Origin of the sequence: Spiribacter salilacus (assembly GCF_009649225.1) — a bacterium.
GTDB lineage: Bacteria > Pseudomonadota > Gammaproteobacteria > Nitrococcales > Nitrococcaceae > Spiribacter > Spiribacter salilacus.
Window position 1 is genome coordinate 1 of the sequence record NZ_WJPP01000001.1, and the last position, 24,942, is coordinate 24,942.

At 52.9% G+C, this 24,942-nt stretch carries 25 protein-coding genes and 2 tRNA genes; 14 read left to right on the forward strand and 13 right to left on the reverse strand.

Features of this window, described 5'->3' with window-relative positions:
• Positions 1-187 precede the first annotated feature (187 nt).
• From GH984_RS00005 to GH984_RS00030, 6 genes are all read left to right on the forward strand, one after another.
• Complete coding sequence (locus tag GH984_RS00005; RefSeq protein ID WP_153718180.1) at positions 188-538, forward strand: helix-turn-helix domain-containing protein; 351 nt, start codon at positions 188-190, stop codon at positions 536-538.
• Positions 535-1,833 carry a type II toxin-antitoxin system HipA family toxin gene (locus tag GH984_RS00010; RefSeq protein WP_369691866.1) on the forward strand — a complete coding sequence of 433 codons (1,299 nt, stop codon included), beginning with the start codon at positions 535-537 and terminating at the stop codon, positions 1,831-1,833. The genes GH984_RS00005 and GH984_RS00010 overlap by 4 nt, the downstream gene beginning before the upstream one ends.
• 33 nt (positions 1,834-1,866) lie before the next feature.
• On the forward strand, positions 1,867-2,946 hold the full coding sequence (locus GH984_RS00015; RefSeq protein ID WP_216643595.1) for an alcohol dehydrogenase family protein: 1,080 nt from the start codon (positions 1,867-1,869) through the stop codon (positions 2,944-2,946).
• Positions 2,939-3,952 (forward strand): proline racemase family protein, encoded by a 1,014-nt coding sequence (locus GH984_RS00020; protein WP_153718181.1) that lies wholly within the window; start codon positions 2,939-2,941, stop codon positions 3,950-3,952. Before GH984_RS00015 ends, GH984_RS00020 begins: the two co-directional genes overlap by 8 nt.
• Before the next feature lie 59 nt (positions 3,953-4,011).
• A complete protein-coding gene (locus tag GH984_RS00025; RefSeq protein ID WP_153718182.1) occupies positions 4,012-4,752 on the forward strand; it encodes a SapC family protein in 741 nt (246 codons plus the stop codon).
• Positions 4,753-4,784: 32 nt separating this feature from the next.
• Positions 4,785-4,874 (forward strand) — tRNA-Ser (locus tag GH984_RS00030).
• Between the two features lie 61 nt (positions 4,875-4,935).
• On the opposite strand, the gene GH984_RS00035 is transcribed toward GH984_RS00030, so the two are convergent.
• From GH984_RS00035 to GH984_RS00045, 3 genes are read right to left on the reverse strand one after another with little or no spacing between them, the layout of a single operon-like run.
• Positions 4,936-5,400, reverse strand: a complete 465-nt coding sequence (locus GH984_RS00035) for a DUF411 domain-containing protein (RefSeq protein ID WP_153718183.1) — start codon at positions 5,398-5,400, stop codon at positions 4,936-4,938.
• 16 nt (positions 5,401-5,416) lie between these two features.
• Positions 5,417-6,307 carry a nickel/cobalt transporter gene (locus GH984_RS00040; protein ID WP_216643596.1) on the reverse strand — a complete coding sequence of 297 codons (891 nt, stop codon included), beginning with the start codon at positions 6,305-6,307 and terminating at the stop codon, positions 5,417-5,419.
• Positions 6,298-6,942 carry a DUF1007 family protein gene (locus GH984_RS00045; RefSeq protein ID WP_153718184.1) on the reverse strand — a complete coding sequence of 215 codons (645 nt, stop codon included), beginning with the start codon at positions 6,940-6,942 and terminating at the stop codon, positions 6,298-6,300. Before GH984_RS00045 ends, GH984_RS00040 begins: the two co-directional genes overlap by 10 nt.
• 83 nt (positions 6,943-7,025) lie before the next feature.
• Here GH984_RS00045 and GH984_RS00050 point away from each other — a divergent pair.
• The 4 genes from GH984_RS00050 to GH984_RS00065 all read left to right on the forward strand — a co-directional run bounded on the left by GH984_RS00050 (position 7,026) and on the right by GH984_RS00065 (position 9,736).
• Positions 7,026-7,102 (forward strand) — tRNA-Arg (locus tag GH984_RS00050).
• A 130-nt stretch (positions 7,103-7,232) separates the two neighbouring features.
• Entirely contained in the window at positions 7,233-7,697 is a 465-nt protein-coding gene (locus tag GH984_RS00055) for a mobile mystery protein A (protein ID WP_153718185.1), read from the forward strand.
• A gap of 123 nt (positions 7,698-7,820) precedes the next feature.
• Positions 7,821-8,699, forward strand: a complete 879-nt coding sequence (locus tag GH984_RS00060; RefSeq protein ID WP_172973122.1) for a transporter — start codon at positions 7,821-7,823, stop codon at positions 8,697-8,699.
• 20 nt (positions 8,700-8,719) lie between these two features.
• Entirely contained in the window at positions 8,720-9,736 is a 1,017-nt protein-coding gene (locus GH984_RS00065) for an Ldh family oxidoreductase (RefSeq protein WP_153718187.1), read from the forward strand.
• A 4-nt stretch (positions 9,737-9,740) separates the two neighbouring features.
• Here the strand turns inward: GH984_RS00065 and GH984_RS00070 are convergent, their stop codons facing one another.
• Together GH984_RS00070 and GH984_RS00075 are read right to left on the reverse strand one after the other, a co-directional pair.
• Positions 9,741-10,085, reverse strand: a complete 345-nt coding sequence (locus tag GH984_RS00070) for a histidine triad nucleotide-binding protein (protein ID WP_153718188.1) — start codon at positions 10,083-10,085, stop codon at positions 9,741-9,743.
• The gene (locus tag GH984_RS00075) at positions 10,082-11,011 is read right to left on the reverse strand and encodes a LysR family transcriptional regulator (protein WP_153718189.1); all 930 of its coding nucleotides are present in this window, start codon (positions 11,009-11,011) and stop codon (positions 10,082-10,084) included. Before GH984_RS00075 ends, GH984_RS00070 begins: the two co-directional genes overlap by 4 nt.
• 105 nt (positions 11,012-11,116) lie before the next feature.
• Between GH984_RS00075 and GH984_RS00080 the strand changes: the two genes are divergently transcribed.
• A complete protein-coding gene (locus GH984_RS00080; RefSeq protein WP_153718190.1) occupies positions 11,117-12,616 on the forward strand; it encodes a CoA-acylating methylmalonate-semialdehyde dehydrogenase in 1,500 nt (499 codons plus the stop codon).
• Between the two features lie 243 nt (positions 12,617-12,859).
• The gene (locus GH984_RS00085; protein WP_153718191.1) at positions 12,860-13,828 is read left to right on the forward strand and encodes a porin; all 969 of its coding nucleotides are present in this window, start codon (positions 12,860-12,862) and stop codon (positions 13,826-13,828) included.
• 61 nt (positions 13,829-13,889) lie between these two features.
• On the opposite strand, the gene GH984_RS00090 is transcribed toward GH984_RS00085, so the two are convergent.
• The 4 genes from GH984_RS00090 to rsgA all read right to left on the reverse strand — a co-directional run bounded on the left by GH984_RS00090 (position 13,890) and on the right by rsgA (position 18,172).
• Positions 13,890-14,948 (reverse strand): quaternary amine ABC transporter ATP-binding protein, encoded by a 1,059-nt coding sequence (locus tag GH984_RS00090; RefSeq protein WP_153718192.1) that lies wholly within the window; start codon positions 14,946-14,948, stop codon positions 13,890-13,892.
• Between the two features lie 14 nt (positions 14,949-14,962).
• Positions 14,963-15,988, reverse strand: coding sequence for an ABC transporter permease (locus tag GH984_RS00095; RefSeq protein ID WP_153718193.1), 1,026 nt, complete (start codon positions 15,986-15,988; stop codon positions 14,963-14,965).
• A 70-nt stretch (positions 15,989-16,058) separates the two neighbouring features.
• The gene (locus GH984_RS00100) at positions 16,059-17,021 is read right to left on the reverse strand and encodes an ABC transporter substrate-binding protein (RefSeq protein WP_253939065.1); all 963 of its coding nucleotides are present in this window, start codon (positions 17,019-17,021) and stop codon (positions 16,059-16,061) included.
• 266 nt (positions 17,022-17,287) lie between these two features.
• A complete protein-coding gene (gene rsgA, locus GH984_RS00105; RefSeq protein WP_153718195.1) occupies positions 17,288-18,172 on the reverse strand; it encodes a ribosome small subunit-dependent GTPase A in 885 nt (294 codons plus the stop codon).
• A gap of 23 nt (positions 18,173-18,195) precedes the next feature.
• Between rsgA and orn the strand changes: the two genes are divergently transcribed.
• A complete protein-coding gene (orn, locus tag GH984_RS00110; RefSeq protein WP_153718196.1) occupies positions 18,196-18,759 on the forward strand; it encodes an oligoribonuclease in 564 nt (187 codons plus the stop codon).
• Here the strand turns inward: orn and GH984_RS00115 are convergent.
• Entirely contained in the window at positions 18,734-19,570 is an 837-nt protein-coding gene (locus tag GH984_RS00115) for a sulfurtransferase (protein WP_153718197.1), read from the reverse strand. The genes orn and GH984_RS00115 overlap by 26 nt on opposite strands.
• Before the next feature lie 47 nt (positions 19,571-19,617).
• On the opposite strand from GH984_RS00115, the gene GH984_RS00120 reads away from it, so the two are divergent.
• Positions 19,618-21,141 carry a fumarate hydratase gene (locus GH984_RS00120; RefSeq protein ID WP_153718198.1) on the forward strand — a complete coding sequence of 508 codons (1,524 nt, stop codon included), beginning with the start codon at positions 19,618-19,620 and terminating at the stop codon, positions 21,139-21,141.
• On the opposite strand, the gene glcF is transcribed toward GH984_RS00120, so the two are convergent.
• Genes glcF through GH984_RS00135 form a run of 3 tightly spaced genes read right to left on the reverse strand, consistent with a single transcriptional unit; the run spans position 21,125 to position 24,936 of the window.
• Positions 21,125-22,348 (reverse strand): glycolate oxidase subunit GlcF, encoded by a 1,224-nt coding sequence (gene glcF, locus GH984_RS00125; protein WP_153718199.1) that lies wholly within the window; start codon positions 22,346-22,348, stop codon positions 21,125-21,127. The two genes, GH984_RS00120 and glcF, sit on opposite strands and share 17 nt — an antisense overlap.
• Positions 22,349-22,351: 3 nt before the next feature.
• The gene (gene glcE / locus GH984_RS00130; protein WP_153718200.1) at positions 22,352-23,437 is read right to left on the reverse strand and encodes a glycolate oxidase subunit GlcE; all 1,086 of its coding nucleotides are present in this window, start codon (positions 23,435-23,437) and stop codon (positions 22,352-22,354) included.
• Complete coding sequence (locus GH984_RS00135) at positions 23,437-24,936, reverse strand: FAD-linked oxidase C-terminal domain-containing protein (protein WP_153718201.1); 1,500 nt, start codon at positions 24,934-24,936, stop codon at positions 23,437-23,439. The genes glcE and GH984_RS00135 overlap by 1 nt, the downstream gene beginning before the upstream one ends.
• Between the last annotated feature and the right edge of the window lie 6 nt (positions 24,937-24,942).

The following is a 24,942-nucleotide window of genomic DNA, read 5'->3' on the forward strand; positions in this document are numbered from 1 at the left end:
ATTGCCGAAGGCAATTAGGACCCCGAGCGTGAGCGAGGGGCCCGGAGGGTGAGGGGCGAGAGCCCCGAATCAATCCCTCTCTCTCCGCCAGATATGACTTATTGACACCGAAGTAAATTGTATATAAATTGCCAAATATGGCTAATTAATCGTTTTTAGCCATTTAATCGGTCAAAATAGGCTGGCTATGGATTTCACTAAAGATCTTTCCGATGATGCGGTGCTAAAGGAGATCGGCAATCGCATCACCCAGTACCGTTTAAATCAGAATAAAACCCAAGTGGCGCTAGCTCAGGAAGCTGGTGTTTCCAGTAGAACCATGGCTAGGATTGAACAAGGTGATTCAGTTCAGGCTTCGAGCATCATTCGGGTTTTGCGTGCACTGCAACTGGCAGAAAATCTTGACACTCTTATCCCAGAGCCAGCGGTGAGTCCGGTTCAGCAATTAAAAATGCAAGGCAAGCAGCGTCAAAGAGCCTCTTCGAAATCCGCGAAATCGAAAAAGGAAGAGCCATGGTCGTGGGGAGATGAAGAGTGACTATTGCCGAGGTAAAGCTATGGGGCAAATCGATCGGAGCGGTTAGCTGGGATGCAGGTGCCGGACTCGCCCATTTTGAGTATGAACCTGATTTTGTGCGCAGCGGGGTTGAGGTGGCGCCGCTGACGATGCCACTTTCAAAACGGATTTATTCATTCCCGGCCTTGCCCCGAGAGACGTTTCATGGTCTGCCAGGGTTGCTTGCCGATTCATTGCCGGATGATTTTGGAAATGCACTGATTAATGTCTGGCTGGCTAATCAGGGTAGAACACCTGAAACCTTTAACCCGGTTGAGCGTCTTTGCTATACCGGTATTCGTGGCATGGGCGCGTTGGAATATTTGCCAGCGCAGGGGTCCTTTACAGGCAAATCCGAACCCGTTGATGTGAAGGCGCTGGTTGATCTCGCTAGCAGGATCTTGACGAAACGAAATACGCTTCAGGGCTCTTTCAACCCTGAGCTTAGAGAAGACTCCTTACAGGATATTTTGCGTGTAGGTACCTCGGCAGGCGGAGCCAGAGCAAAGGCGATTATTGCCTGGAATCAGAAAACCAATGAGGTGCACTCTGGCCAGGTCAAGGCAGGGCAAGGTTTCTCTTACTGGTTGTTGAAGTTTGATGGTGTTTCCGGCAATAGGGATAAGGAGCTGGAAGATCCGGCAGGTTACGGACTCATCGAGCATGCGTACTACCATATGGCGAAGAAAGCCGGTATCGACATGGCAGAGTCACGACTGCTCAAAGAGAACGGCCGCAGTCACTTTATGACCAGACGTTTTGACCGGACAGATTCTGGCCAAAAGATACATATGCAATCCTTCTGCGCCATGGAGCACTTTGATTTCAAGAAGGCAGGAGCTCACTCTTATGAGCAGGCACTGCGCACAATTCGCAAGTTGGGAATGCCGATGGCAACGATTGAAGAACAGTTCAGGCGAATGGCCTTCAATATTATTGGCCGTAACCAGGATGATCATGTCAAGAATATTGCTTTCCTGATGGATAGGTCAGGCAACTGGTCGCTATCTCCGGCCTTTGATATGACCTACAGCTATAACCCTCAAGGTGACTGGACCAGTCAGCACCAGATGTCACTCAATGGCAAGCGTGATGACTTCACGATTGAGGATTTTAAAGCCTGCGCGAAAAATGCATCCATGAAACGTGGCCGAGCAGAAGAAATTGTTCAACAGGTGCAGGAGGCTGTATTGCAGTGGAAGCGTTTTGCTGGCAAATCGGGTGTGCCGCCAGAAGTTGCTGATGGCATTGCCAAGACACACCGAACAGCAATTTAGCGTGTAAAGTATGTTCAAACCCTTGGTGACCCTATGATCAATAAAAACAAAATGGCAGCGGTCGTGCTGACGCGTCATGGCGGGCTTGATGCATTGGAATATCGAACCGATGTTCCCGTACCTTCGCCTGGCCCTGGTGAGGTGTTAATTGAGGTGCATGCCTGCGGCATGAACAACACCGATGTTTGGGTGCGCGAGGGCGCGTACGGTAGCGAGACTGATCCCCAGGCGATATCAACATGGCGGCGAGGGCGTTCAACGCTCACATTTCCGCGCATCCAAGGCACCGACAGTGTGGGGCGGGTGGTCGCAGTAGGTGCTAATGTGCCAGAAACACGCTTAGGCGAGCGCGTCATCATCGATTTTAGTCTCTATAACCGCGATGACGACAGCCTTGCCGATATCGATTACATCGGTCATGGGCGCGATGGTGGCTATGCAGAATATCAGTGCGTACCCGCAGAGAATGCGCATGCGGTGGATACCGCACTGAGCGATGCCGAGTTGGCGACTTTTTGCTGCGCTTATTTGACCGGCGAGCATATGCTTGAGCGCGCGGCGGTGCAGCCGGGTGAGCGGGTGCTGGTGACTGGCGCCTCCGGCGGTGTGGGGTCAGGCATTGTGCAACTATGCCGGGCCCGTGGCGCCATTCCCTATGCGATGACACGTGCTGATAAGGCCGATGCACTGATGGATATTGGTGCAGAGGCGGTGATTGACAGAGACAGCGCAGATTGGGTGGCAGCCGTGGATAAGGCAACAGGCGGCCAGCCCATCGATGTGGTGGCTGATTTAGTGGCAGGCCCACGCTTTAATGACTTGCTGCGCATTTTGCGCCCCGAGGGGCGATATACCACGGCCGGTGCCATTGCCGGGCCGGTTGTTGAGCTGGATCTAAGAACCCTCTACCTCAAACAGCTTCAGCTACATGGCTCCTCGCAAGGGCGGCGCAGTGATTTTGCACGCCTGCTGGGTTACATCCTTGATGGCAAAATCAAACCGCTGCTGAGTGAGACTTATCGGCTGTCTGATTTTCATCAAGCTCAATCCGATTTTATGGCCAAAGACTTCGTGGGCAAGTTGGTTGTGATTCCTGATCGGCATTATGGATAAGCTGATTGAACTAGAGTGGATTGATGTTGACATCGGTGGCGATATTCACCGGGTGTTGTTCAAGGGCCCGCCACTGGATGAATCACTTAGTGTTCGCGCTCGCATGGAGTGGCTGAGCGGCCCGGGCGATGGGCTTCGAAGGCTATTAATCGAGCCGCCGCACGGCCACCCGTCCTATTGCGTGGATATGATTACCCCGGCGCAGCATCCTGAGGCCCAGGCGGCGTTTATTATCATGGAAGTGATGGGCTATCCCTTTTTCTCAGGCTCCAACACCATGGCAACGGCGGCTGCCTTGCTGGAAAGCGGGTTTGTCTCGCTGGAAACAACCGATGGCGAGCAATGCGTGCGTTTAGAAACGCCAGGGGGGCGCGTTGATGCCTTCGCGACGCTTGTGGATGGCCACGTAACTCAAGTAGCCATCCAGGGCGATGAAGCCTTTGTGCAACAGGCCGATGCGCAGGTCAATGTGCCGGGGTTGGGTAAGATTGGCTACGATCTTGTTTGGAGTGGTGGGCATTACCTGCTTATCGATGCAGAGCAAGTCAGCCTAACGCCTGAAGAGGCGGGGCAGCCAGCTGGGTTAGCCATTGCGGCTCAGATTATTGAGGCCGTTCAGGCTGATTTTAATTGGCAGCATCCCTGGTTAGGAGATGTCGGCCTACCACGTTTTCTGCATTGGCTTTGGCCGGCTAATGAGGTGGCGCCGGACCGTTGGGAGTCAATTGGCGGCACTTATGGCCACCCAGGCGTGCTATGGGGTTGCCCAACTGGCACGGGCACAATCGCCCGAATGGCGTTATTGGGGCATCGCGGGCTCGCTGCTCCCGGCGCGGTGCTGCGCAATACTAGCCCCTCGGGAACCGCGTTTGAGGCAACGTGGTTAACGGCAGGTCAAGTAGGGGAATGGCCAAGTGTGAGGGCTAGAGTGCACGGCCAGCCAACGATTGTTGGGCAATTTAGCCTGTCGGTACCAATGAATAAGGTGCTACCAACCACGCGGTAGTAGTAAACTAGCGGTTCAGCATCCGCAACGGCGATGCAAATTAATAATCAGGAGTTCTAATGTTTAAAAAGCTGGTCCCGTTGAATCGGGAAGCCCACGCCAAATTGAAGGTAAAACCCATTGATACGTTTGGTTTTGCTAGCGGTTTTCATATTGCCTCTTTAATGGTGCACGAGTTTGCTCGCGCTGCCTCGGCTTACCCCATTGTTTTTCTTGAAGATAAAGAAAAAGATGAGTTTCGCCCGGTGGTACTGCTTGGATTAGAAGCAGGAGAAAACCTATTTTTGAATGACGAGGGGAGCTGGAAAGCTTCTTATGTGCCAGCAATTATTCGGCGCTATCCCTTTGCGCTGGCGCGGCTTGGTGAAGACGCTGATCAATTTACCGTTTGCCTAGATGAAGAATCAGACTTCATTAATGAAGAAACGGGTGAGGCGTTATTTGCTGAAGACGGTGAGCCAACCGAAGTTGTCGAAAACGTAAAGCGCTACCTTGGTGAAATGCAGCAAATGGAAGGGTTTACCCAGCAATTCTGTCATTTCCTCTCAGAGCACAATTTATTTAATCCGCTCAACATGCGTGTACGCTATGGCAGCGCCATGCGTAATGTCACCGGTTGTTACGTGATTAACGAAGAGCGGCTATATAACCTCTCTGACAAGCTCTTTTTAGAGATTCGCGATAAGCGTTATTTAGCGCCTATGTTTTCGCATTTAACCTCGCTAAGCCAGATTGAGCGTTTAGCGCGGTTCAAAGAAGATTCGGGTGACAACACGCCGCCACCCGCAGCGGATGTCTGATCTGACGTAATGCTGTAGAATCGCGACGCGAAGGAGAGGTGGCTGAGTGGTTGAAAGCGCCGCACTCGAAATGCGGTAGGTCTTAACGGGCCTCGGGGGTTCGAATCCCTCCCTCTCCGCCAGGCATAAAAAGACCCCCGTTGGGGGTTTTTTTATGCCTGATGAAAGTGTGTTCGAACCCCACTACTGGTTATGAGCACTAAACACTTCAGTCTGGTTGTTGTCTTTTACCAAAAGAGTTTCAAATGGATCACGCTGATCGCCCATTTCCATGCCAGGAGAGCCGATGGGCATGCCCGGTACGGTTAGGCCGCGTGCGCCATCAGGGCGTTCCTTTAATAGACGGGCAATATCGCTGGCAGGCACATGCCCTTCAATGAAATACCCATCCACCATCGCGGTATGACAGGACACTAACGCAGGATCAATATTGAGATCACGCTTTACTCCATTGAGCGCCTCATGCGTCATGTCATAGGGCACCACGTCAAAGCCCGCCTGTTCTAAATGTTCAATCCAGGCGGTACAGCAACCGCAGCTGGGCGTTTTGGCAACGGTAACGCTGCCGGCGTCAACCGCATTGGCATTTTGGAGAAATAAAGCGGTGGCTAAAATTAGGGTAATTGCACTTGTGATGAGAAGACGCATAATTGAAATTCCTAGTTTAAAGCCCACGAAGTGGGGGTGTGTTCAACAAGGGGCTGGTGACGGGTTGGCTGCCGCTGGCAAGCAGTAATGACACGCCCAAGAGCATAATGATTACCCCACCAATTAGCGCAATCCATCCACCCAGTTGATGTGACTTGCCATCTGGAGAGACGGCCCAGCGCTGTGCCCAGTCGCGCGCGTAAACACTCAAAATGGCAAGCACAGATACGGTGAGCGCCGTGCCTAAGGACATCACTAATACCGCCGCAACCCCAAGCATAAATTTGCCCAATAACAACGCTGCACCCAACATGAGCACTGCGCCGGTACATGGTCGTATGCCAACACTTACGATCACGCCAAATGCGGACCGCCAATCGGTGGGTACCTGCTCATTATCATGCGAGCTACAACAATGGTGAGTGTCTGGTTTTCGTAAGCGCTTAGTGGCGCGCAAACACAACCAACCACCAAGTAGTGTGACCATGGCAAAGCTTACTTGTTCAACCCAATAAACACTGCCCATGGCTTGGCGTGTTACCCAGCCTAGGCCAACAACAAGCACGGTTACGACGATGATGGCGGTAAGCCCTTGCACTAGCGCTGAGGCGGCGGACATCCAAACAGCAGTTCGTCTCGTTGTATTGTCGTGCGAGGCTAAATACGTGGTGATGACGGCTTTGCCATGCCCAGGCCCGGCGGCATGAAATACGCCGTAAGCAAAACTAATGCTGAGCAGGGCAACCCAGTCTGAAATGGCCAAGGTGAGGGCACGATGAAGTTCTCTCTGCCATAAAACAATTTGCAGGCTGAGCGATTGAAATGCCGGTTGTAAAAAATAGGCCGCCAGCCCCAGGGCCACTATGGCGCCCATGGCAATGAGGCGTCGGCGAAGCGCTACTGACAAACCACCTCTCCGGTATCAGCAAAGTAACGCCCTAGGCCATATTCACCTTGCTCATCAATGCCAAGCTCAGCAGCTTCCATCACCAACTCGGGGTCTGGGTCGGCCGCGACGATGCGGGTTTGGCATTGCAATGGCCCCTGCACGGTAAGCGCATCGGGAATGGGTTGGTTGCGATCCGCTTCGTGCAACATCTCTAAGAAGTAGGTGGGCTCAAAGATCTGATATTGCAATGTTGCGCCTTGCATGGGGGTTGGCTGTTCAATAGGTAGCGTAAACGCAAACACGATGTGCTGATCGATGTCGACTAATTCGTAAGTTTTGACGGTGCCAAATTCAAGACGCTGACCGTTAATTTCGGCCTGTGTGTTGTATTGGTCTGCGGTTAAGTTCTGCTGAATTTCATCTGCCATCAGATCAAGCGCTTCAGTTTTGCCGGTTGCACCGAGCCGGTTAAGTTCCTCAAGCAGCGCAAGACTGTAGAAGGGGTCCATCTTCCAGCGCTGCTCGAGTGCCACAAGCTGGCCTTTGTCATCGAGCACCACATTTACCCGAATATCGATCCAGCCGTGAGGGTGAGCATTGACCCATTGCGGCAGAGCAATCAACACTAGAAAAATCCATGCAAAGCCTTTCATGGGTATAGCGTAGCATTCATTCGTTGGCTGCGTCGCTTGACCATTTGGCCGATAACCAACATACTTACGCTCGCTTTTCTTAAGCGCCCGTGGCTCAACTGGATAGAGCACCTGACTACGGATCAGGAGGTTGGGGGTTCGAATCCTCCCGGGCGCGCCATCCTATCTTGTCAGTAACTCCTGTAAAAATTTTTTTGCATTTCTGTGCTTATCAAATGATTGTCAAAAAAAGTCAAAAAGCATATTGTATGATATGCAAATAGACAATTTTGCCTATTAAAGGATTTGCAATGAATGTAAAAGAGGCAGTCAGGAAGCAGCACGTACGAATCGTGGATCGAGCCGCACAGCAGCTTGCGTCAGTGCAAACGCCATCTAACGGTTGGCTGACTTCATTGCGCAAGGCTCTTGGTATGTCCGGCGCAGAAGTTGCTGCCCGCATGGGTATTAGTCGCAATGCTATCTATCAGGCCGAGCGTAATGAGCGTGAGGGAGCAATTACCTTAAATCAGATGCAAAAAATTGCTGATGGGATGGGGGGGAGGTTTGTTTATGCGATTATTCCTGAGGGCAGTGTTGATGAGATGATCCGTGCTCAGGCAGTTAACAAAGCAGAAGCCCTTATCCGACGTTCAAGTGCACAAATGGCGCTGGAAAAACAATCGTTGCCAACTGCACAGACAAAGCAGCGAATTCAGGAACTGGCGGATGAGTTGATACGCGACATGCCAGCTGGCTTCTGGGCCATTAAATGAGCCTTGAAGAACCAGAGGGGGCAACGCCGCTCGATCCCGGGCGCGCCATCAACTCAAACTCGCTGATTTACCGGTAATTATTTTTACGGGCGATTTCTGGTGTTTTTCGGTATGGTATCGGGTATGGGGTACCGAAAAGTCGTTGGTTTTTTTCTTATCGCTATCTTTGCGACAACAGTGCTCGCGCGCAACGCGTACGCGGTAGATTTAGCGCCACTAGATGGCGTTGCGCCGCCGCCAGGCGTGAAGGGCGCCAGCATTGCGCTGGGTTACCGGTCATTTGATGAGGCCTATGTTGCTGGTGTTAAGCAGCCTACCGAAGTCTCTTTACGAGCGCGCACGGCGGCATTGCGTGTGGGCACTTACGTGCCGGTTGGCAGGCTGCCAGGTTATTTTTACGCTGACTTTCCCTACGTTGAGTTAGACGGCAACGATGGAGTAGGAGATGTAGCCCTAGCCGGCGCTGTTTGGCCCTATGCAAACAAGGAGTCAGGCACTTACTTTGGCATTGCGGGGTATCTGGTGCTCCCAACGGGTGATTACGACGTTGAAAACACGCTTGGCCTGAACCGGAACCCCAGTGGCAATAGAGCGGTGGGAGCGTTGCAAACGGGTCTTAATCAGCGCCTCTACAACCGGTTTAACCTGCAGGTAGCAGTCGATGTGGCCGTCTTTGAAGATAACGACGAATACTTCGGCTCATCACTGCAAATCGGCACGTTTGAGCAACGCTCTTTGGTCAGCTGGCAGGCGGCTTTAAGCTATCAATGGTCACGCGCCTTCGCTACCGGTGTGAGCTACTTCAATAATTCCGGGGGTGAAGTCAGAACTCATGGTGGCCCCTGGAGTGGCGAGGTCCAAAACGAGCGCGTGGGCCTTTGGGTTCGGGCCGCATTATCACCGCGGATGACCGTCGCGCTAAACTATAAACAAGCAATTGATATTCAAAATGGGCTGAGCGAGGCCGATAACATTCAGTTTAGGATTGCTCGCTACTTTTGATTGATACCGGAGGCGCAGCCATGTCACGTCGGCCCATTTCCCCAATAGCACTCAACACCCTCGTTCAGCGTGCGTTGCAGGCGAGTGGCGCCAGCGCCACTGCGGCAGAAGCAATGGCCAAGGCCGTGGTTGCCGCGGAAATGGATGGTATTCCCAGCCATGGCGTAGCCTACGCGCCAATTTACTGTGAGCATGTTGAATGCGGCAAAGTCAATGGTAAAGCAGAGCCAGTCGTGCAACAGCAGCGGGCCGGTACGTTAAGTGTTGATGCGGGCCATGGTTTTGCGCATCCGGCCATCGATGCCGGTTTGCCAGCGCTAGTGAAAGCGGCGCAGGCCAATGGAGTGGCTGCGATGACGATTTCACGCTCTTATAATTGCGGGGTGCTGGGTCATCATACCGAGCGGCTGGCAGCAGCCGGGTTGATTGGGCTTGGCTTTACCAACGCGCCCGCATCCATTGCACCGGTTGGGGCAAAAAAACCCGTGGTGGGCACCAACCCATTTTCACTTGCGGTGCCAAATATCAGCGATGGCACGGCGGCAATCTTAATTGACCAATCAGCAAGCGTTGTCGCTAAAAGCGAAGTTACGGCGCATAAACGTCGAGGAGAAGCTCTGCCAGCGGGGTGGGCTTTAGATGCTGAAGGTCAGCCAACCACAGACCCTGATGCCGCATTAGCTGGAACGATGATGCCCGCCGGCGGGGCAAAAGGCTTCAACACGGGGCTAATGACCGAGTTATTTGCAGCTGTGCTTGCTGGCGCGCATCTGGGTGTGGAAGCAAGTCCGTTTTCTGGCACCGCAGGTGGGCCTCCTGGCACGGGCCAGTGCTTTATTGCGGTTGATCCGGGTGGTTTTGGTAATAATGACTATGCTGGCGGGTTGTCGCGGTTGATTGCGGCTATTCAGCAGGAGCCTGACGTTCGCCTGCCAGGCGCCCGGCGGCAAAGCAATCGGTTGCGGCACCAAAAAGAGGGTCTGCAGGTTGATGAAAGTCTGCTGTCTCGAGTCGAGGCAATCGCCTCAGCTAGTTAGCGCTTTAAGGTGGCCAGGCGAGTGGTCTGCCGCCGAGTAAGTGTAAATGAATGTGCCAGACCTCTTGGCCTCCGTCGCGCCCGCAATTAAAGATGGTGCGATAGCCTGACTCAGCCACTCCATATTCTTCAGCCAGCTGTTTTGCTACCCAGTGCATGCGGCCAAACAACGTGCTGTGGGATTCGAGCATGTCTTGATGGCTGGGAATGTGCTCTCGCGGGATGACCAGCAAATGCACTGGGGCGCGAGGATGAATGTCTTTAAAAGCCACAATATCGTCGTCTGAATACACAATATCGGCGTCCATTCGGCCGGCGGAAATTTCACAAAATATGCAGGGTTTGTTCATGGTTCTAAAGGGTAAGCCTGCGCTACCTGCTTGGCAAGCCGTGCAGCCTCCGCTCTAACACCTTCTGTGAGTAATCGTGCAAATCGATTGAGTCGATTGACCTGGCGGTCATCAACATGCCGAATTAAATAAAACGTTCGCTGTAAGCTAATCTCTTGCCGCAGTACGGGCATGAGCTCGGGAGCGAAGGGCAATGCGAAGTCATGCACGATTGCTGGCCCTGCCCCTTGGCGTGCCCAATTAAGCTGGACCACAACTGAATTAGACGAGAGGCGGGGCGGGTTGATGCCAATCTCGCTGAGATAGTCGAGCTCGCTGTCAAAAATCATATCGGGGATGTACCCCACAAATCGATGAGGCTTTAGATCCTCAAGGCTAAGCGGTTCGCCATGCTTAGCAATCCATGTTTTCGCCACGGCAATGGATAATTGATAATCAGTGAGGGGTTGAACGATCAGCCGGCCCGTTTGGGGTCGAGACACCGCAATCGCCATGTCTGCCTCGCGTTTAGACAGGTTAAAGATACGGGGCAGAGAGACAATTTGGACTTCTAGTTCGGGATTATCTTGGCAAATCTGCTCAACCACTTGGGGGAGTAAGAAGCTAGCGCAACCATCTGGCGCACCAATCCGAATAGAGCCACGCAGCTGATCAGGCGAGTCGGCCACGGCTTGCTCAGCGTTAATAAAGGACTGCTCCATGGCATCTGCATGCTGCAGTAGGCGTTGCCCGGGTTCTGTGAGCAGATAGCCTTGGGGGGATCGGTTAAAAAGGCGTACCCCAAGGTTTTGTTCAAGTCGTTGCATGCGCCGACTAATGGTGGCGGGGTCTTTTTTAAGGACATGACCTGCTGTAGAGAGGCTTTCTGCGCGCGCTAGCGCGAGGAAAATTCGAAGATCATCCCAATGCGGTGATGCGTCTGTCATCGGTAATCCTGCATTTTTGCAAAATGAATTTGATATTTTGTCTGTTTAAAAGATATTTTTGCAAGGATAAGCTAGTAAGCAATCAAAATTAAGGAGTCAAAAACCATGGAAGAGCTGTCTCATTGGATTGATGGAAAGAAAGTGGCCGGCACCTCAGGGCGCTTTGCTGATGTTTATAACCCAGCTACCGGCGCTGTACAGGCGCGCTTGCCGTTGGCCTCTACCGCAGAGCTTAATGAGGCGGTTAACCGTGCTGTTATTGCGCAAAGAGCATGGGGCGCCACCAATCCGCAGCGTCGCGCTCGAGTTTTAGCTGAATTTGTTCGGCTGATTAACCGCGATATGGATAAGTTGGCCGAGGTACTGTCGCGCGAGCACGGTAAGACAATGCCCGATGCACGCGGTGATATTCAGCGCGGCCTTGAGGTGATTGAGTTTTGTACCGGCGCACCGCATTTGATGAAGGGGGAATTCACCGATAGCGCGGGCACCGGTATCGATGTGTACTCAATGCGCCAGCCGCTCGGTGTGGTTGCGGGGATCACGCCGTTTAATTTTCCCGCCATGATTCCATTGTGGAAGATTGGCCCGGCGCTTGCCTGTGGTAATGCCTTTATTTTGAAGCCCAGCGAGCGCGATCCGAGTGTGCCGGTCATGCTTGCTGAGTTACTGCAGGAAGCTGGATTGCCAGATGGTGTTCTGCAAGTTGTGCATGGCGATAAGGAATCGGTTGATGCGATTTTAGATAATCCCGATATTGCCGCAATTGGATTTGTGGGCTCCACGCCAATCGCCGAGTATATCTATGGCCGAGGTTGTGCCAATGGTAAGCGGGTTCAAGCTTTTGGGGGTGCAAAAAACCACATGGTGGTGTTGCCGGATGCCGATATGGATCAGGCCGCTGATGCACTGGTTGGTGCGGGGTATGGCGCAGCGGGTGAACGCTGTATGGCTATCTCGGTAGCGGTTCCAGTGGGCGAGGGCACAGCGGATCGGCTGGTCGAAAAGCTTATCCCGCGTATTAATGCTTTGCGTGTAGGGCCTTATACCGAAGGCGACAACGTCGATTACGGCCCGTTGGTTACCGCTGAGGCTAAAGCACGGGTGTTGGGCCTGATTGAAGAGGGCGTAAAGGCCGGAGCAGAGCTGGTTGTCGATGGCCGAGAGCATGCAATTAAAGGCGATGAGGCAGGCTTTTACGTGGGGCCGCATTTGTTTGATCGCGTTACCCCAGAGATGTCGATTTATCGTGAAGAAATCTTTGGGCCAGTGCTTTGCCAGGTGCGCGTTCCCAATTATGCGGCGGCCGTTGAGTTGATTAAGAACAATCCGTACGGCAATGGCGTAGCCATATTTACCCGTGATGGAGATGCCGCGCGTGATTTTGCTAGCCGTATTGATGTGGGCATGGTTGGCATTAATGTACCTATTCCTGTGCCGCTGGCTTACTACACCTTTGGTGGGTGGAAAAAATCAGGCTTTGGTGATTTGAACCAGCATGGCCCAGATGCGTTCCGTTTCTACACTCGCACCAAAACGGTAACGGCCCGCTGGCCCTCAGGCCTTAAGGAAGGTGGAGAGTTCCACTTTAAGCAAGTCGACTAGCCCCCTTTGTTGTGGCCGTGCAACAACCTGTTGCGCGGTCACGATAACATCATCAAAACGTCATCTTTTCGTCACACTTTTCTTTCACTCTGGCGATGCTCAGTCGTTGTCGGAGAAAAGGCATGCGCAAAAACCTACGCTTTGGTTGTTGTCATTTCCTGCTATACTTCGATACGCGAATGAGAATTATTCGCATTATAGAAAGATTCTCTATGGTACTTTTCTCACAGGAGTGAATGACTCATGAAAAATATGTCTAAACTGGCATTGGTAGTTGCCGCTGGCATGGCCGCTTCTAGCGCCCAAGCTATCGATATGGAAGTTGGCGAGAACACGGTTCTGTCCGTCTATGGTGAAGTTCTGCCACGTTTTACGATTGAAGAAGGTGCCGACGGTAATGATACCGACGAGTTCACCGATGATGGATCGATTGTTGGTTTTGCCGCGGAGCGTGAGCTTGGCAACGGCCTGACTGCTTACACCTACATCGAATTTGCCTATAACTTCTTTGGCGAAGATAGCGACGTAGAGCGTGATGCTAGCGCCTTCGGTCTGTATGGCGATTTTGGTGAAGTTGCTCTTGGTGATATTGATAACGTTTTTGAAGATCTGATCACTGACGCTACTGATCCCTTCGAGAATGCTTCGTTGGATGGTGAGAGCCTGACCTCTGAAGACAAAATGATCACCTACTATAGCCCAGATTTTGGTGGCTTTGCTTATCGGGTGCAGACGCGCATTACCGATGAAACCGATAGTGATCAGGACGATCTAGAGTTGAGCCTGATGGCAGGTATCGAGTACAGCTTCGACAACATTTCTTTGCACGCGGCTTATGATAACCGTGGTTCTGAGAATGCGCTTGATAGCGGATTTGATTCAGAGGATCCAGTTGTTGGTGTGGCCGCTGTTATCGATTTAGATGTAGTTGAGCTCGGTGCACGTTATGCCATGCAGGGCAATGCCGATGGCAACGACATTGATTATGCCGGTGTGTCTGCGGTATTCGACTATGGCAACGGTGATCTTTACGCCGCTTTCCAGGAAGTGTCGAAAGATGTGGGTGAAGACCAGAGCCAGTTCGCTTTCGGTGCCAATTTTGATTTGGCTGATGGCTTCTACATGTACGCTGAGTACGGAAGCTACGATCTAGTGACTGGCGATGACGGCACCGATACGATCACTGAAGTTGGTCTCGTTTACGAGTACTAATTAAAACGGTTGGTTGAAAGTAATGCCCGCGGGGGAATCCTCGCGGGCATTTTTTATGGGGTTACTGCTTACCCCGTACGCCATCTTCGGCAGCACCGGTTGGGACTAATGCCCGCACCAGCTCTTGCATGTGCAACACACCGAGTAGTTGGTCATCTTTAACCACCCGATAACTTAGATTGGTATCGCCATTCGATAACGCGATGAGCGATTCTAAGTTGGCATCCGCGTCTACCTCGGCAACACAAGCGTCTGCATCGGAGGTATCACGGTCCATCACAGAGCGTACACGCAGAACTCTTGCCCGGTTGATATCGCTAATAAAGTCGATGATATACGGGTCATTCGGGTTAAGTAGAATTTCCTGCGGCTCTCCCTGCTGAACAATGTAGCCATCTTTTAGTATCACCAAATGATCAGCCAGCTTTAGTGCTTCGTCTAAGTCATGGGTGATAAAAACGATGGTTTTATTCAGTTCGGTTTGCAGTTCTAATAAAAGATCTTGCATGTCAGTCCGAATCAGCGGATCGAGCGCCGAGAAGGCTTCATCCATCAGCATAATATCGGAATTGGAGGTGAGCGCACGGGCAATACCCACGCGCTGTTGCATGCCACCGGATAACTGATGGGGGTGCTGATTATGATTGCCCTGCAGGCCAACACGATCAAGCCACTTACGCCCCTCCTCTAGGGCTTCCTGCCGATTAAACCCACGCACCAGTAACGGTGTGGCGGCATTCTCCAAAACAGTGCGATGCGGAAGCAACGCAAATTTTTGAAACACCATCGACATTCTTTCTCGCCTTAGCTTGCGCAAAGCTTCTGGGCCGAACGACATCACATCATCACCATCCACCATAATCTGACCCGCGGTGGGTTCGATTAATCGATTAAGGTGACGAATGAGCGTTGATTTGCCAGAACCCGATAAGCCCATAATGACGGTGATTTCACCATCGGCCATCTCAACGTTGATGTCTTGTAAGCCTAGTACATGATTGGTTTGATCGAGCAGTTCAGTCTTGCCCATGCCACCTTTAACTTGCTCAAGTGCAGTTTGGGGGTCATCACCAAAGATCTTGTATAAGTGCTGGATAGAAACTTTAATTTGTTTACTCATGATACGGCTCGCCCTTACTGCTGCTGCGATGTGTTGACACGGGCGAGGGCCGCTTTAGTCACACGATCAAGAATAATTGCTAGTAAGACGATACCTAAGCCGGCAACCAGTCCCACGCCTAGCTCAAGGTTTCGAATACCACGCAGAACCAGCACTCCAAGCCCTGGTGCAGACACCAAAGATGCGATAACAACCATGGCAAGGCTCATCATGATCGTTTGGTTGACACCCGCCATAATGTTAGGCAGCGCCAGTGGGATTTGGACCTTGTAGAGCTTTTGCCGATCGGTCATGCCAAAGGCATCAGCGGCCTCGATCACGTCTTTATCGACCAAACGAATGCCTAAATCGGTTAAGCGAATCACCGGTACGATGGCATAGAGAATAATGGCGATGCCGTAGAGCTTGGGCTCTGTGACCGAGAATAAAAATATCAGCGGAATTAAATACACAAACGGCGGTAAGGTTTGCAGCATATCTAATACCGGGATGATGCCGCGCTGCAGCGCATTACTCCGCGACATGGCAATTCCTATGGGTACGCCTAATAAAACGCATAAGACCGAGCAGACAAATATAATCGCCAACGTCTGCATCGAGTAATCGTAGTGGTCAATAAAGGCGAGAAACAAAATAAATGATCCGACGAGCGCCACAAGCTTCCATGACTTCGACGCCACGAAAACCACGGCAAGCATCAGTGGGATCATGATAAACCAGGGTACGGTTTGAAATAATTCCAGTGCCCCATTTAGAAACCAGCTCAGTGGTTGGGTAATGGGGTCAACCACCACTCTTAAAGAATCTCTAATTCCTAGGAAGCCATCTTCCAGCCCGCTGGTGAGGCCTCTCGTTTGCATGATCGCCGGACAGGCGTCATTGAGGTTGTCTAATGAGGGAAAGGGAAGTTCCCAAATTGAAGGTTCTGCCGCGCCTTTTCGTTGCGCTAACAGATCGCTCATGCTCATTGTTGTTTTTGTGTCTTCCCCGCACCACTGTCTGAGGCCGAGGCCATCAAAAATAAAATCGTAGGTCGCCATAGCCCGTGTCCTTAGATCAAAAAAAGCGGGCGTCGAGTAGATCGAGCGCCCGCCTGCCTCTCTTTAATGATTAATTAAAGAGCCCCTCAAGGTTGGCGCGTGCATCGTCGCTGACCCAGCTCATCCACTGATCCTGATTGTTTTGCAGGAAGTAAACGACCGCTTCATCGACGCTAGCCTCGTTATCGCCATGCCACGCGAGCAGTTCGCTCATTTGCGCGTTAGGGAAGCTGATGTTTTGAATGACTTCAAACGCCTCTGGCTCGCGATCAGCAAAATCGGTAGTCACTACGTTAAACACTGATGCGGCAGGGAAGGCGGATACGCCAACCTCGTTGCAGTCTGTGTCTTGGTTGCAGTTATGCACCTCTTCGTTGTACGGGCCAAGGTCAACATCGACAAAGCCGTATTTGCCCAGTGGTGCCGTTGGACCCCAGTAGTAGCCAAAGTAAGGCTCACGTGCCTCATAAGCCGAGGCCATAGCGGCAGGCATGGTTTCGCCCGAGCCGTGGTTAAAGACTTCAATGCCGTTGCCTTCAAGATCGAGTGCTTCAACCAAGGAGTCGTTAACAATTCGGCAGCCCCAGCCGTCTGGGCAGTTGTTAAACCGACCACCCACTAGGTCTGGGTTGTCTAAAATGCCTTCAATGGTTGCGAGCTCTGGATGCTCTTCAACCATATAATCCGGCACAAGCCAGTGCTCAGTGCCACCGTCAGCGAAAGAATCTGAGGCTTTTACCACCCGACCTTCTTCTTCCAGCTGGAAGTACACGGGGGCAGAGTTTACCCACAGCTCAGGCACAACATCTGGCTCATTGTTTTCGGCCAGTGAGGTAATGGCGGTAGTGGTTGCGGATGGAACGACGGTGACGTCGCAGCCGTATCCTTGTTCCAGCAAAAAGGCCGTTACGCCGGTGATGATGCCGCCAGAGGTCCAGTTCATCTCGGCAATCGAGACCTCGCCGCAATCGGCATTAGCAGCCATGGGTAAAAGAGCGCCCGAAAGGGCAACAGCGTATAAAGATCGCTTCATCATATTCTCTCCGTTTCTTAAACAAGAAGACTTCAAATTGATATCGGAGGATGGTGCTGCCGCAGGTCTTGTCTTGCAGAGAACCTGCAATGAGGGCAGCAACGAAAGAGTTAGAACCGGTACTGTCTTGATTTGAATCAATGGACTGTTTAACCGCCTCGGTTATCTTCGAGGCCTCCGTGTTCAACTTAGTTGTCACTATAGATCAACTTTTCTGATCTGCCAAATCCCTCAAAGCGGCATACCTTGTCTCGTAAACGACAGATTTATGACGCCTCATCGACTAATCGACGCCAATTTTTAAGCCGTTCGTGCGCAATTTCGCCCGTCTCGAGAGCCTGCCGAATGGCGCAGTCTGGCTCACTGAGGTGACGGCAATCACGAAAGCGGCAACGGCCCATTTTGTCGGCAATTTCAGGAAAACCGGCGGTAATTTCGGCTGGGGTTAAATGTGCTAAGCGCAGCGTACGTACCCCGGGTGAATCAATCAGCGCACCGCCGTTGGGGGTGTTGAATAGGGTAGTTTCTGTGGTGGTGTGACGGCCTTGGCCTGATGCTTCAGAGACTGCGCCAATGCGCAGCGCAAGGTCGGGTACGAGTTTTTGGGTGAGTGACGATTTGCCGACGCCTGATTGCCCTACCAAAATAGCGGTGCCTGCCCCCAGTGTGGTTTGAAGCGTGTTAATACCGTGGCTTTGCAGTGTGCTCCCGCTTTGCCAGGGAACGCCAAGTTTGGCGTAGCGCTTTGAAAGCGCTCCTGTGGCTAGCGGATTGTTAGGGTCGTCAATATCGGCTTTATTAATCCAAATCAGTGGTGAAATACCGGCGGCGCTAGCCAATACTAAAAAACGATCGAGCAGCAAGGTATCCGGCGCAGGAAGGGGTGCTAGCACAATCACTAGGTAATCAATATTAGCCGCTAGGGCGCGTGGATTGCCGCGAAAATCACCCCGTTCAATCACATTGCGCCGTGGGATAACTGATTCGATAAAAGCCCCTGGCCCGTGGCGTAACCAATTGACTTGATCTCCCGCAACCGGACGTGGTTTTAGATGGCGAGCAAGCTTGGCCAGAATTAACTCAGGTTCGTTTGCATCAATAACGCAGTGATTGCCGCTACTAACAACAACTCGCCCGATTCTCTGCGTCATGAGATTTGGTACACTCGTGGGTTATGAGTGTTTCTAGCAATAATTTGATTTGGATTGATTTGGAGATGACCGGGCTTGACGTGGATCAGGACCGTATCATCGAAATTGCCACGATTGTGACCGATAGCGAGCTGAACGTGCTGGCTACGGGGCCGGTGCTGGCCATCCATCAGTCTGAGGCAGTGTTGGCTGGCATGGATGCGTGGAATCAATCCCAGCATGGCCAGTCGGGGTTGATTGCTCGGGTTCGGGAAAGCCAGGTGACTGAAGCGGAGGCAGAGCGGGCCACGTTGGAGTTTCTGGCCCAATGGGTGCCGGCGGGTGTTTCGCCAATGTGTGGCAATAGTATTTGCCAAGATCGACGCTTTTTGCACCGCTGCATGCCTGAATTGCTTCGCTACTTTCATTATCGACATATCGATGTCAGTACACTCAAAGAGCTGGCCCAGCGATGGGCACCCTCAGTTGCTTCTGGCTTTGGTAAGCGGTCATCGCATTTGGCCTTGGATGATATTCAAGACTCGATTGCTGAGTTGCGCCATTATCGCGGCCAATTTCTGGCTACGGTTGCTCAGCCGAAGCAATAGGCGCATCTGGATGGTTGCCCCATTCGGCCCATGATCCTGCATAGGCACTAACATGCGGATAGCCAAGCGCCCTGAGCACCACATAGCTTAACGCCGAGCGATGATGGGTTTGGCAATGGACTACCACCTGTTTGTCTGGCTCGATACCGCGCGACTCATGCAAATGCCGCAATGCTTCAAGGGGTTTTAGGCGGCAGGCATTTTGTGGATCCCAGAGCATCGTCCAATCTAAATTAATGGCCCCGGGGATGTGGCCACCGCGCGCGGCGCGAATATCTGCGCCTGCATGTTCAGCGGCGGTGCGCGCATCTAAAACTTGCAGCTGATCATCATCCAGGCGATTGATGAGCTCGGCAAAATCAATCAGTACACGAGGATTTTGTAGCGTTGCGGGATAGGGCTCAGCGGGGTGGGGGAGTTGGTAGCTGCCTGAAGCAACCGGCAGCCCTTCATCAACCCACGCCGGTAAGCCCCCATTTAGTAACGAGCTACCCGTATGGCCCAAGCAATCGAGCGTCCAAATCAGCCGCGCAGCGCGGCCATTACCGCTATCGTCGTAGGCGACGACGTGATGAGCGGGGGTGATACCGGCCTGGCCTAGCACCGCGGAAAGCTGCTTCATGCTCGGCAGTAGCCCGCCGGGCGGGCCTTCTCGCAACAGTGCCTCGTACTCAATCTGCGTTGCACCCGGAAGGTGAGCAGAGGTGTAAGTTTCCAGCGGGCCCACATAGACGCGAATGATCGATGGATCATCTTGTGTGGCATGAACCGTTTGGGGCGTTACTAATAACGGCAGTTTTTGTGTACTCATGTCCGTATAATATCAGGAGAAGACCAAAAAGACGGGAGCCTGTATCGATGACCACCACAATTCGCCAAGATGACGTGATTCAAAGCGTAGCCGATGCGCTGCAGTTTATTTCTTGCTATCACCCTAAAGATTTTCTTGATGCGATGCATGAAGCATGGGAGCGAGAAGAAAGCCCTGCTGCCAAAGATGCGATGGCACAGATTCTGGTTAACAGTCGGCTTTGTGCGGAGGGTCGTCGGCCCATCTGTCAAGACACCGGGATTGTGACGGTTTTTGTCGACGTGGGCATGGATGTTCAATGGGATGCCGACATGGGCCTTGAGAACATGATTAATGCCGGTGTGGCTAAGGCCTACTCAGATCCCGGCAATCCCTTGCGGGCATCCGTATTGCGTGACCCGGCAGGTCTGCGGCAGAACACGGGTGATAACACGCCGGCGGTTATTCATGTGCGAGTGGTGCCGGGTAATGAGGTTCATTTTAAAGTAGCCGCCAAGGGCGGTGGGTCTGAGGCAAAATCACGATTTGCCATGCTCAACCCGTCTGATGATATTGCCGAATGGGTAATCTCTCAGCTGCCCACCATGGGTGCGGGTTGGTGTCCACCCGGCGTAATCGGCATTGGTGTTGGGGGTACCGCAGAGCGCTCGATGCAGTTAGCCAAAGAGGCGTGCATGGAGTCAATCGATATCCACGAGTTGCAGGCAAGAGGCGCACAAACCGCCCTTGAAGCGCTACGGCTTGATCTTTTTGAGCGCATTAATCAGCTAGGCATTGGTGCCCAAGGGTTAGGTGGGCTGACAACGGTATTAGACGTCAAAATTCGAGATTACCCAACGCATGCAGCTAATAAGCCAGTCGCGTTAATCCCCAATTGTGCGGCCAATCGGCACGTTCATTTCAGCTTGGATGGCTCTGGTGTGGCTGAGCTGCCTGTGCCACGTCTTGAAGACTGGCCGGCAGTTACCTGGGAGGTGGGTGAGAATACCCGTCGCGTTAATCTCGATACGATTACGCACGAAGAAATTGCGCAATGGCAGCCTGGAGAGACCCTATTGCTCTCTGGCACGCTCTTAACAGGGCGTGATGCCGCCCATGCGCGCATACGGCAGTATCTGGCAGAGGGTAAGCCGTTGCCCGTCGATTTTCGTGGCAAATTTATTTACTACGTTGGGCCAGTGGATCCGGTGCGGGATGAAAAGGTGGGGCCAGCCGGGCCTACCACTGCCACGCGCATGGATAAGTTCACTGACCTCATGCTGAGTGAAACCGGCATTGCCGGCATGATTGGCAAAGCGGAGCGTTCAGCCGACACGGTAGAGGTGATTCGGCAGCATGGCTCGGTTTATCTGATTGCAGTGGGTGGGGCTGCTTATTTGGTATCTCGCGCCATTCGCCAAGCCCGTGTGGTGGGCTTTGAAGATTTAGGCATGGAGGCCATTCATGAGTTTGTGGTGGAAGATATGCCCGTGACCGTTGCCGTGAGCAGCGACGGGCAATCGGTGCATAAGCAAGGGCCTGAGAAGTGGCAGGCCCATATTGCGGGTATTCCGATTACGGTTGATGCTTAGCGTCGATCAGCTCCAACCAATGGCGCACCGGAATGTCAGATGCCTCATCTAAGTGGGTGAGGCAGCCAATATTGGCGGTGGCAATGAGCTCTGGGTTGCCAGTGTTCAAGCTGGCGAGCTTTTGATCTCTTAGCTCGGTGGCAAGCTCGGGTTGTAAAACTGAATACGTGCCTGCTGAGCCGCAACAAATGTGGCTATTGGGCACGGGTGTGAGCTCAAAGCCAATTTGTGCCAATAGCCTATCGACCCGACCGTTCAGCTTTTGGGCATGCTGCAGGGTGCAGGGCGTTTGAAAAGCGATGCGCCGTGGCGCATTTTCAGCCGGTTTGAGTTGGTCTGCGTTCTTTTCAAGTAACTCAATCGGGTCAACCGCTAGCTCACTGATTTTGTTTGCTTTTTCAGCGTAATTTTTGTCGTTAGCAAGCAGGTGGCCGTAGTCTTTAACTTGCGCGCCGCAGCCGCTGGCATTAACCACAATGGCCTCTGCGCCTTGTTCAACCAGGGGCCACCAAGCGTCAATATTGCGGCGAATTTGATCGGCTGCTTTCTCTGGCGCACCTAAATGCTGATCGATCGCCCCACAGCAAGTCACCGCGGGTGTGCGATGCACCCCAATACCCAGCCTATCTAGAATATTTGCCGTTTGTGGATTGATCGGCGGCTCAAGCGTTGGTTGCACACAGCCTTCCAGCATCAATACAAAGCGATTGGTCTGGGTATTGACTGGCCATGCCGGTGCGGGGCGCTTTTTGCGAATCTTTTTCCGTAATGGATTGGGCACTAAAGGGCGCGCAATGCGGCCTAGCGTCATTAAACTGGAGAAAAGCCGAGGGCGTGGCAGTACGCTTCTTAGGGCCAGCCGCAGCCAACGCTGCGTGGGCGCACGGGGCACCTGCTGCTCAACAATCTCGCGGCCTAGGTCGGCCAAACGGCCATATTCTACGCCTGAAGGGCAGGTTGTTTCGCAGGCCCGGCAGGTTAAACACCGATCTAAGTGAAGCTGAATGCTTTCGGTAGCCGGCTCACCTTCGAGTACTTGTTTGATTTGGTAAATCCGCCCGCGGGGGCTATCGAGCTCGTCGCCAAGAATGCGGTAGGTAGGGCAATTGGCAAGGCAAAAGCCACAATGGGTGCATTTGCGCAAAATCTCATCAGCTTCCTGCCCGGCCGCGGTGTCTTTTATAAAGTCTGCAAGGTTGGTTTGCATGGCTTAGGCCGCCTCCATCTCACGGTACAGTCGCGTCGGGTTAAGGATGTGCTCTGGATCAAATGACTGCTTAATCCGTTGATGTAACCGGGTTTGAACCGCATCCAAGGGCTGAAACGCATCGCAGTCGTCTAAATGCCCACGAAATAAAGTAGCGCTACCGCCGTGTTCTTGGGCTAGCGCACGAAGGGCTGTGGCGCTCATATCGCTCTTTAGCCATAACTGCTGGCCTGCCCAGTCCACTAAACACTCACCGGTAAACCCGGTAAGGGGTGCTTTCGGTGGCAAACTAACCCGCCATAACGGAGCTTGAGTGTCTGCATAAAATGGATGTGATTGATCGCGAATGCTCGTCCAAAATGCACGACTCTCAGTTGCGCTCATCTGCTCACCGCCAAGCGCCTGGCAGGCTGCCTCCACGGCCGACTCGGTGCCAGCAAGGCGCAAATAGATGCGATTATCCCAGTGGATGAGCCCGGTTACCGGCCGACCGGCACGCAGTAGCTGCTCGCTGAGTGCGTGCAGATCCACGTCTGAGTCTGGCGTCTGAACCAGAGTTGCCTCGCTAACAGCGGAGGGCAGTACCTTTACAGATGCTTCGGTAATAACACCGAGTGTGCCGAGCGCACCCACCATGAGTCGAGAAACATCATAGCCCGCCACATTTTTCATGACCTCTCCACCAAAGCGCATGAGCTCGGCTTGGCCATTGAGGATTTTTACGCCAAGGATCATATCGCGAACGCCGCCAAGCCAAGGTCGGCCAGGGCCCGCAAGACCGCTTGCAATAGCGCCGCCGAGGGTGCCACGGCCGCCAAATTGCGGCGGGTCAAAGGCCAGGCTTTGACCTTCTGCCGCTAATGTTTTTTCGATGTCGGCAAGCGATGTGCCGGCGCGCGCCGTTAAAACAAGCTCAGTGGGTTCGTAATTAATAATGCCGGTGTGTTCAGCCAGCGAAAGCGGTGTACCCACCTGAGCATTGCCATAAAAGGATTTAGACTGCTGGCCAACAATGCAGACGGGTTCTGCTTGGCTGCGAGCCTCTGCCAGGCGGCTTTTGAGCAGCTCAGTTTGATCCTGATCACTCATCACAGGCGCTCCAATTCGGGGTGAGGTAGCTCACCGTTATGCACATGTAGCCGCCCAAATTCAGCGCAGCGATTAAGCGTAGGGATGGCTTTGCCGGGATTAAGCAGGCCCCGCTCATCGAATGCCGCTTTAATCGCGTGAAACTGATTGATTTCAGCCGTGGCAAACTGCACGCACATTTCGTTGATCTTCTCTAGGCCAACCCCGTGTTCACCGGTGACGGTGCCGCCCACTTCAACGCAGAGCTGTAGAATTGCGCTGCCTACTGCCTCTGCCGCTTCAAGCTGACCGGGTTGGTTGCCATCAAATAAAATCAGTGGATGTAAGTTGCCATCACCGGCATGAAACACATTGACGGTTTCTAGGTTATGAGTGGCGCTGATTTCGCTAATCCGCTTGAGCACATAGGCAAGCTGTTTGCGCGGAATGGTGCCATCCATACAGTAGTAATCAGGTGATATACGCCCAACTGCCGGAAAAGCCGCTTTGCGGCCGGCCCAAAACCGAGCGCGCTCATTGTCATCTTGCGCCACCTGAATGCGGGAGGCGCCATGGTCACGCAGACAGGCCTCCACCGCTTTTTGCTGATCGGCCACCTCAGCATCACTTCCATCGAGTTCACAAATTAAGATGGCGGCCGCAGCCGTGTCATACCCGGCTTTAACGAAGTCTTCGGCGGCTTGAATAGCCGCGCCATCCATCATCTCCAAACCGGCAGGGATAATACCGCGAGCAATAATGGCGGCAACGGCATGCCCGCCTTGTTCGACATCATTGAACGACGCCATTAAAACCTGTTTGGTCAGGGGGTTAGGCAATAGCTTTAGGGTAACTTCCACCACCACACCGAGCATGCCTTCTGATCCATGCATCAAGGCAAGCAAATCGAGGCCTGGGCTATCGAGGGCTTCGCTACCGATGGTGGTGAGCTCGCCTTCCATGGTGAGTACTTTGACCGCAAGGACGTTATTAACGGTGAGGCCATACTTAAGACAATGCACGCCCCCGGCGTTTTCCCCCACATTACCGCCGATCGAGCAGGCAATTTGCGAGGAGGGGTCGGGCGCGTAGTACAGCCCATGCGGCGCTGCAGCCTCAGTAATCGCTAGATTACGCACCCCAGGCTGTACGCGTGCAATTCGTCGCTCTGCATCGATCTCGATAATCTTGTTGAATTTGCCTAGGGCAAGTAACAGCCCTTGTGGGTGGGGTAGGGAGCCGCCAGACAGGCTGGTGCCAGAACCCCGGGTAACCACCGGCACACCCGCCTCATGGCAGCATTTAAGCACCCCTTGAATTTGCTCTACCGTCTCGGGTATTGCCACCAGCAAGGGGAGCTGTTTGTAAGCTGCCAAGCCGTCGCATTCATAGGCCCTGCGGCCTGCCTCATGAACCACTAACCCTTCATCGGGCAGGATTTTTTCTAGTGCAGCAATAACGGGGTCAACATCCACATCAAAGCGAATATCTTCCTCACGAAACAGGGCATGAGCCGGCATGATAGA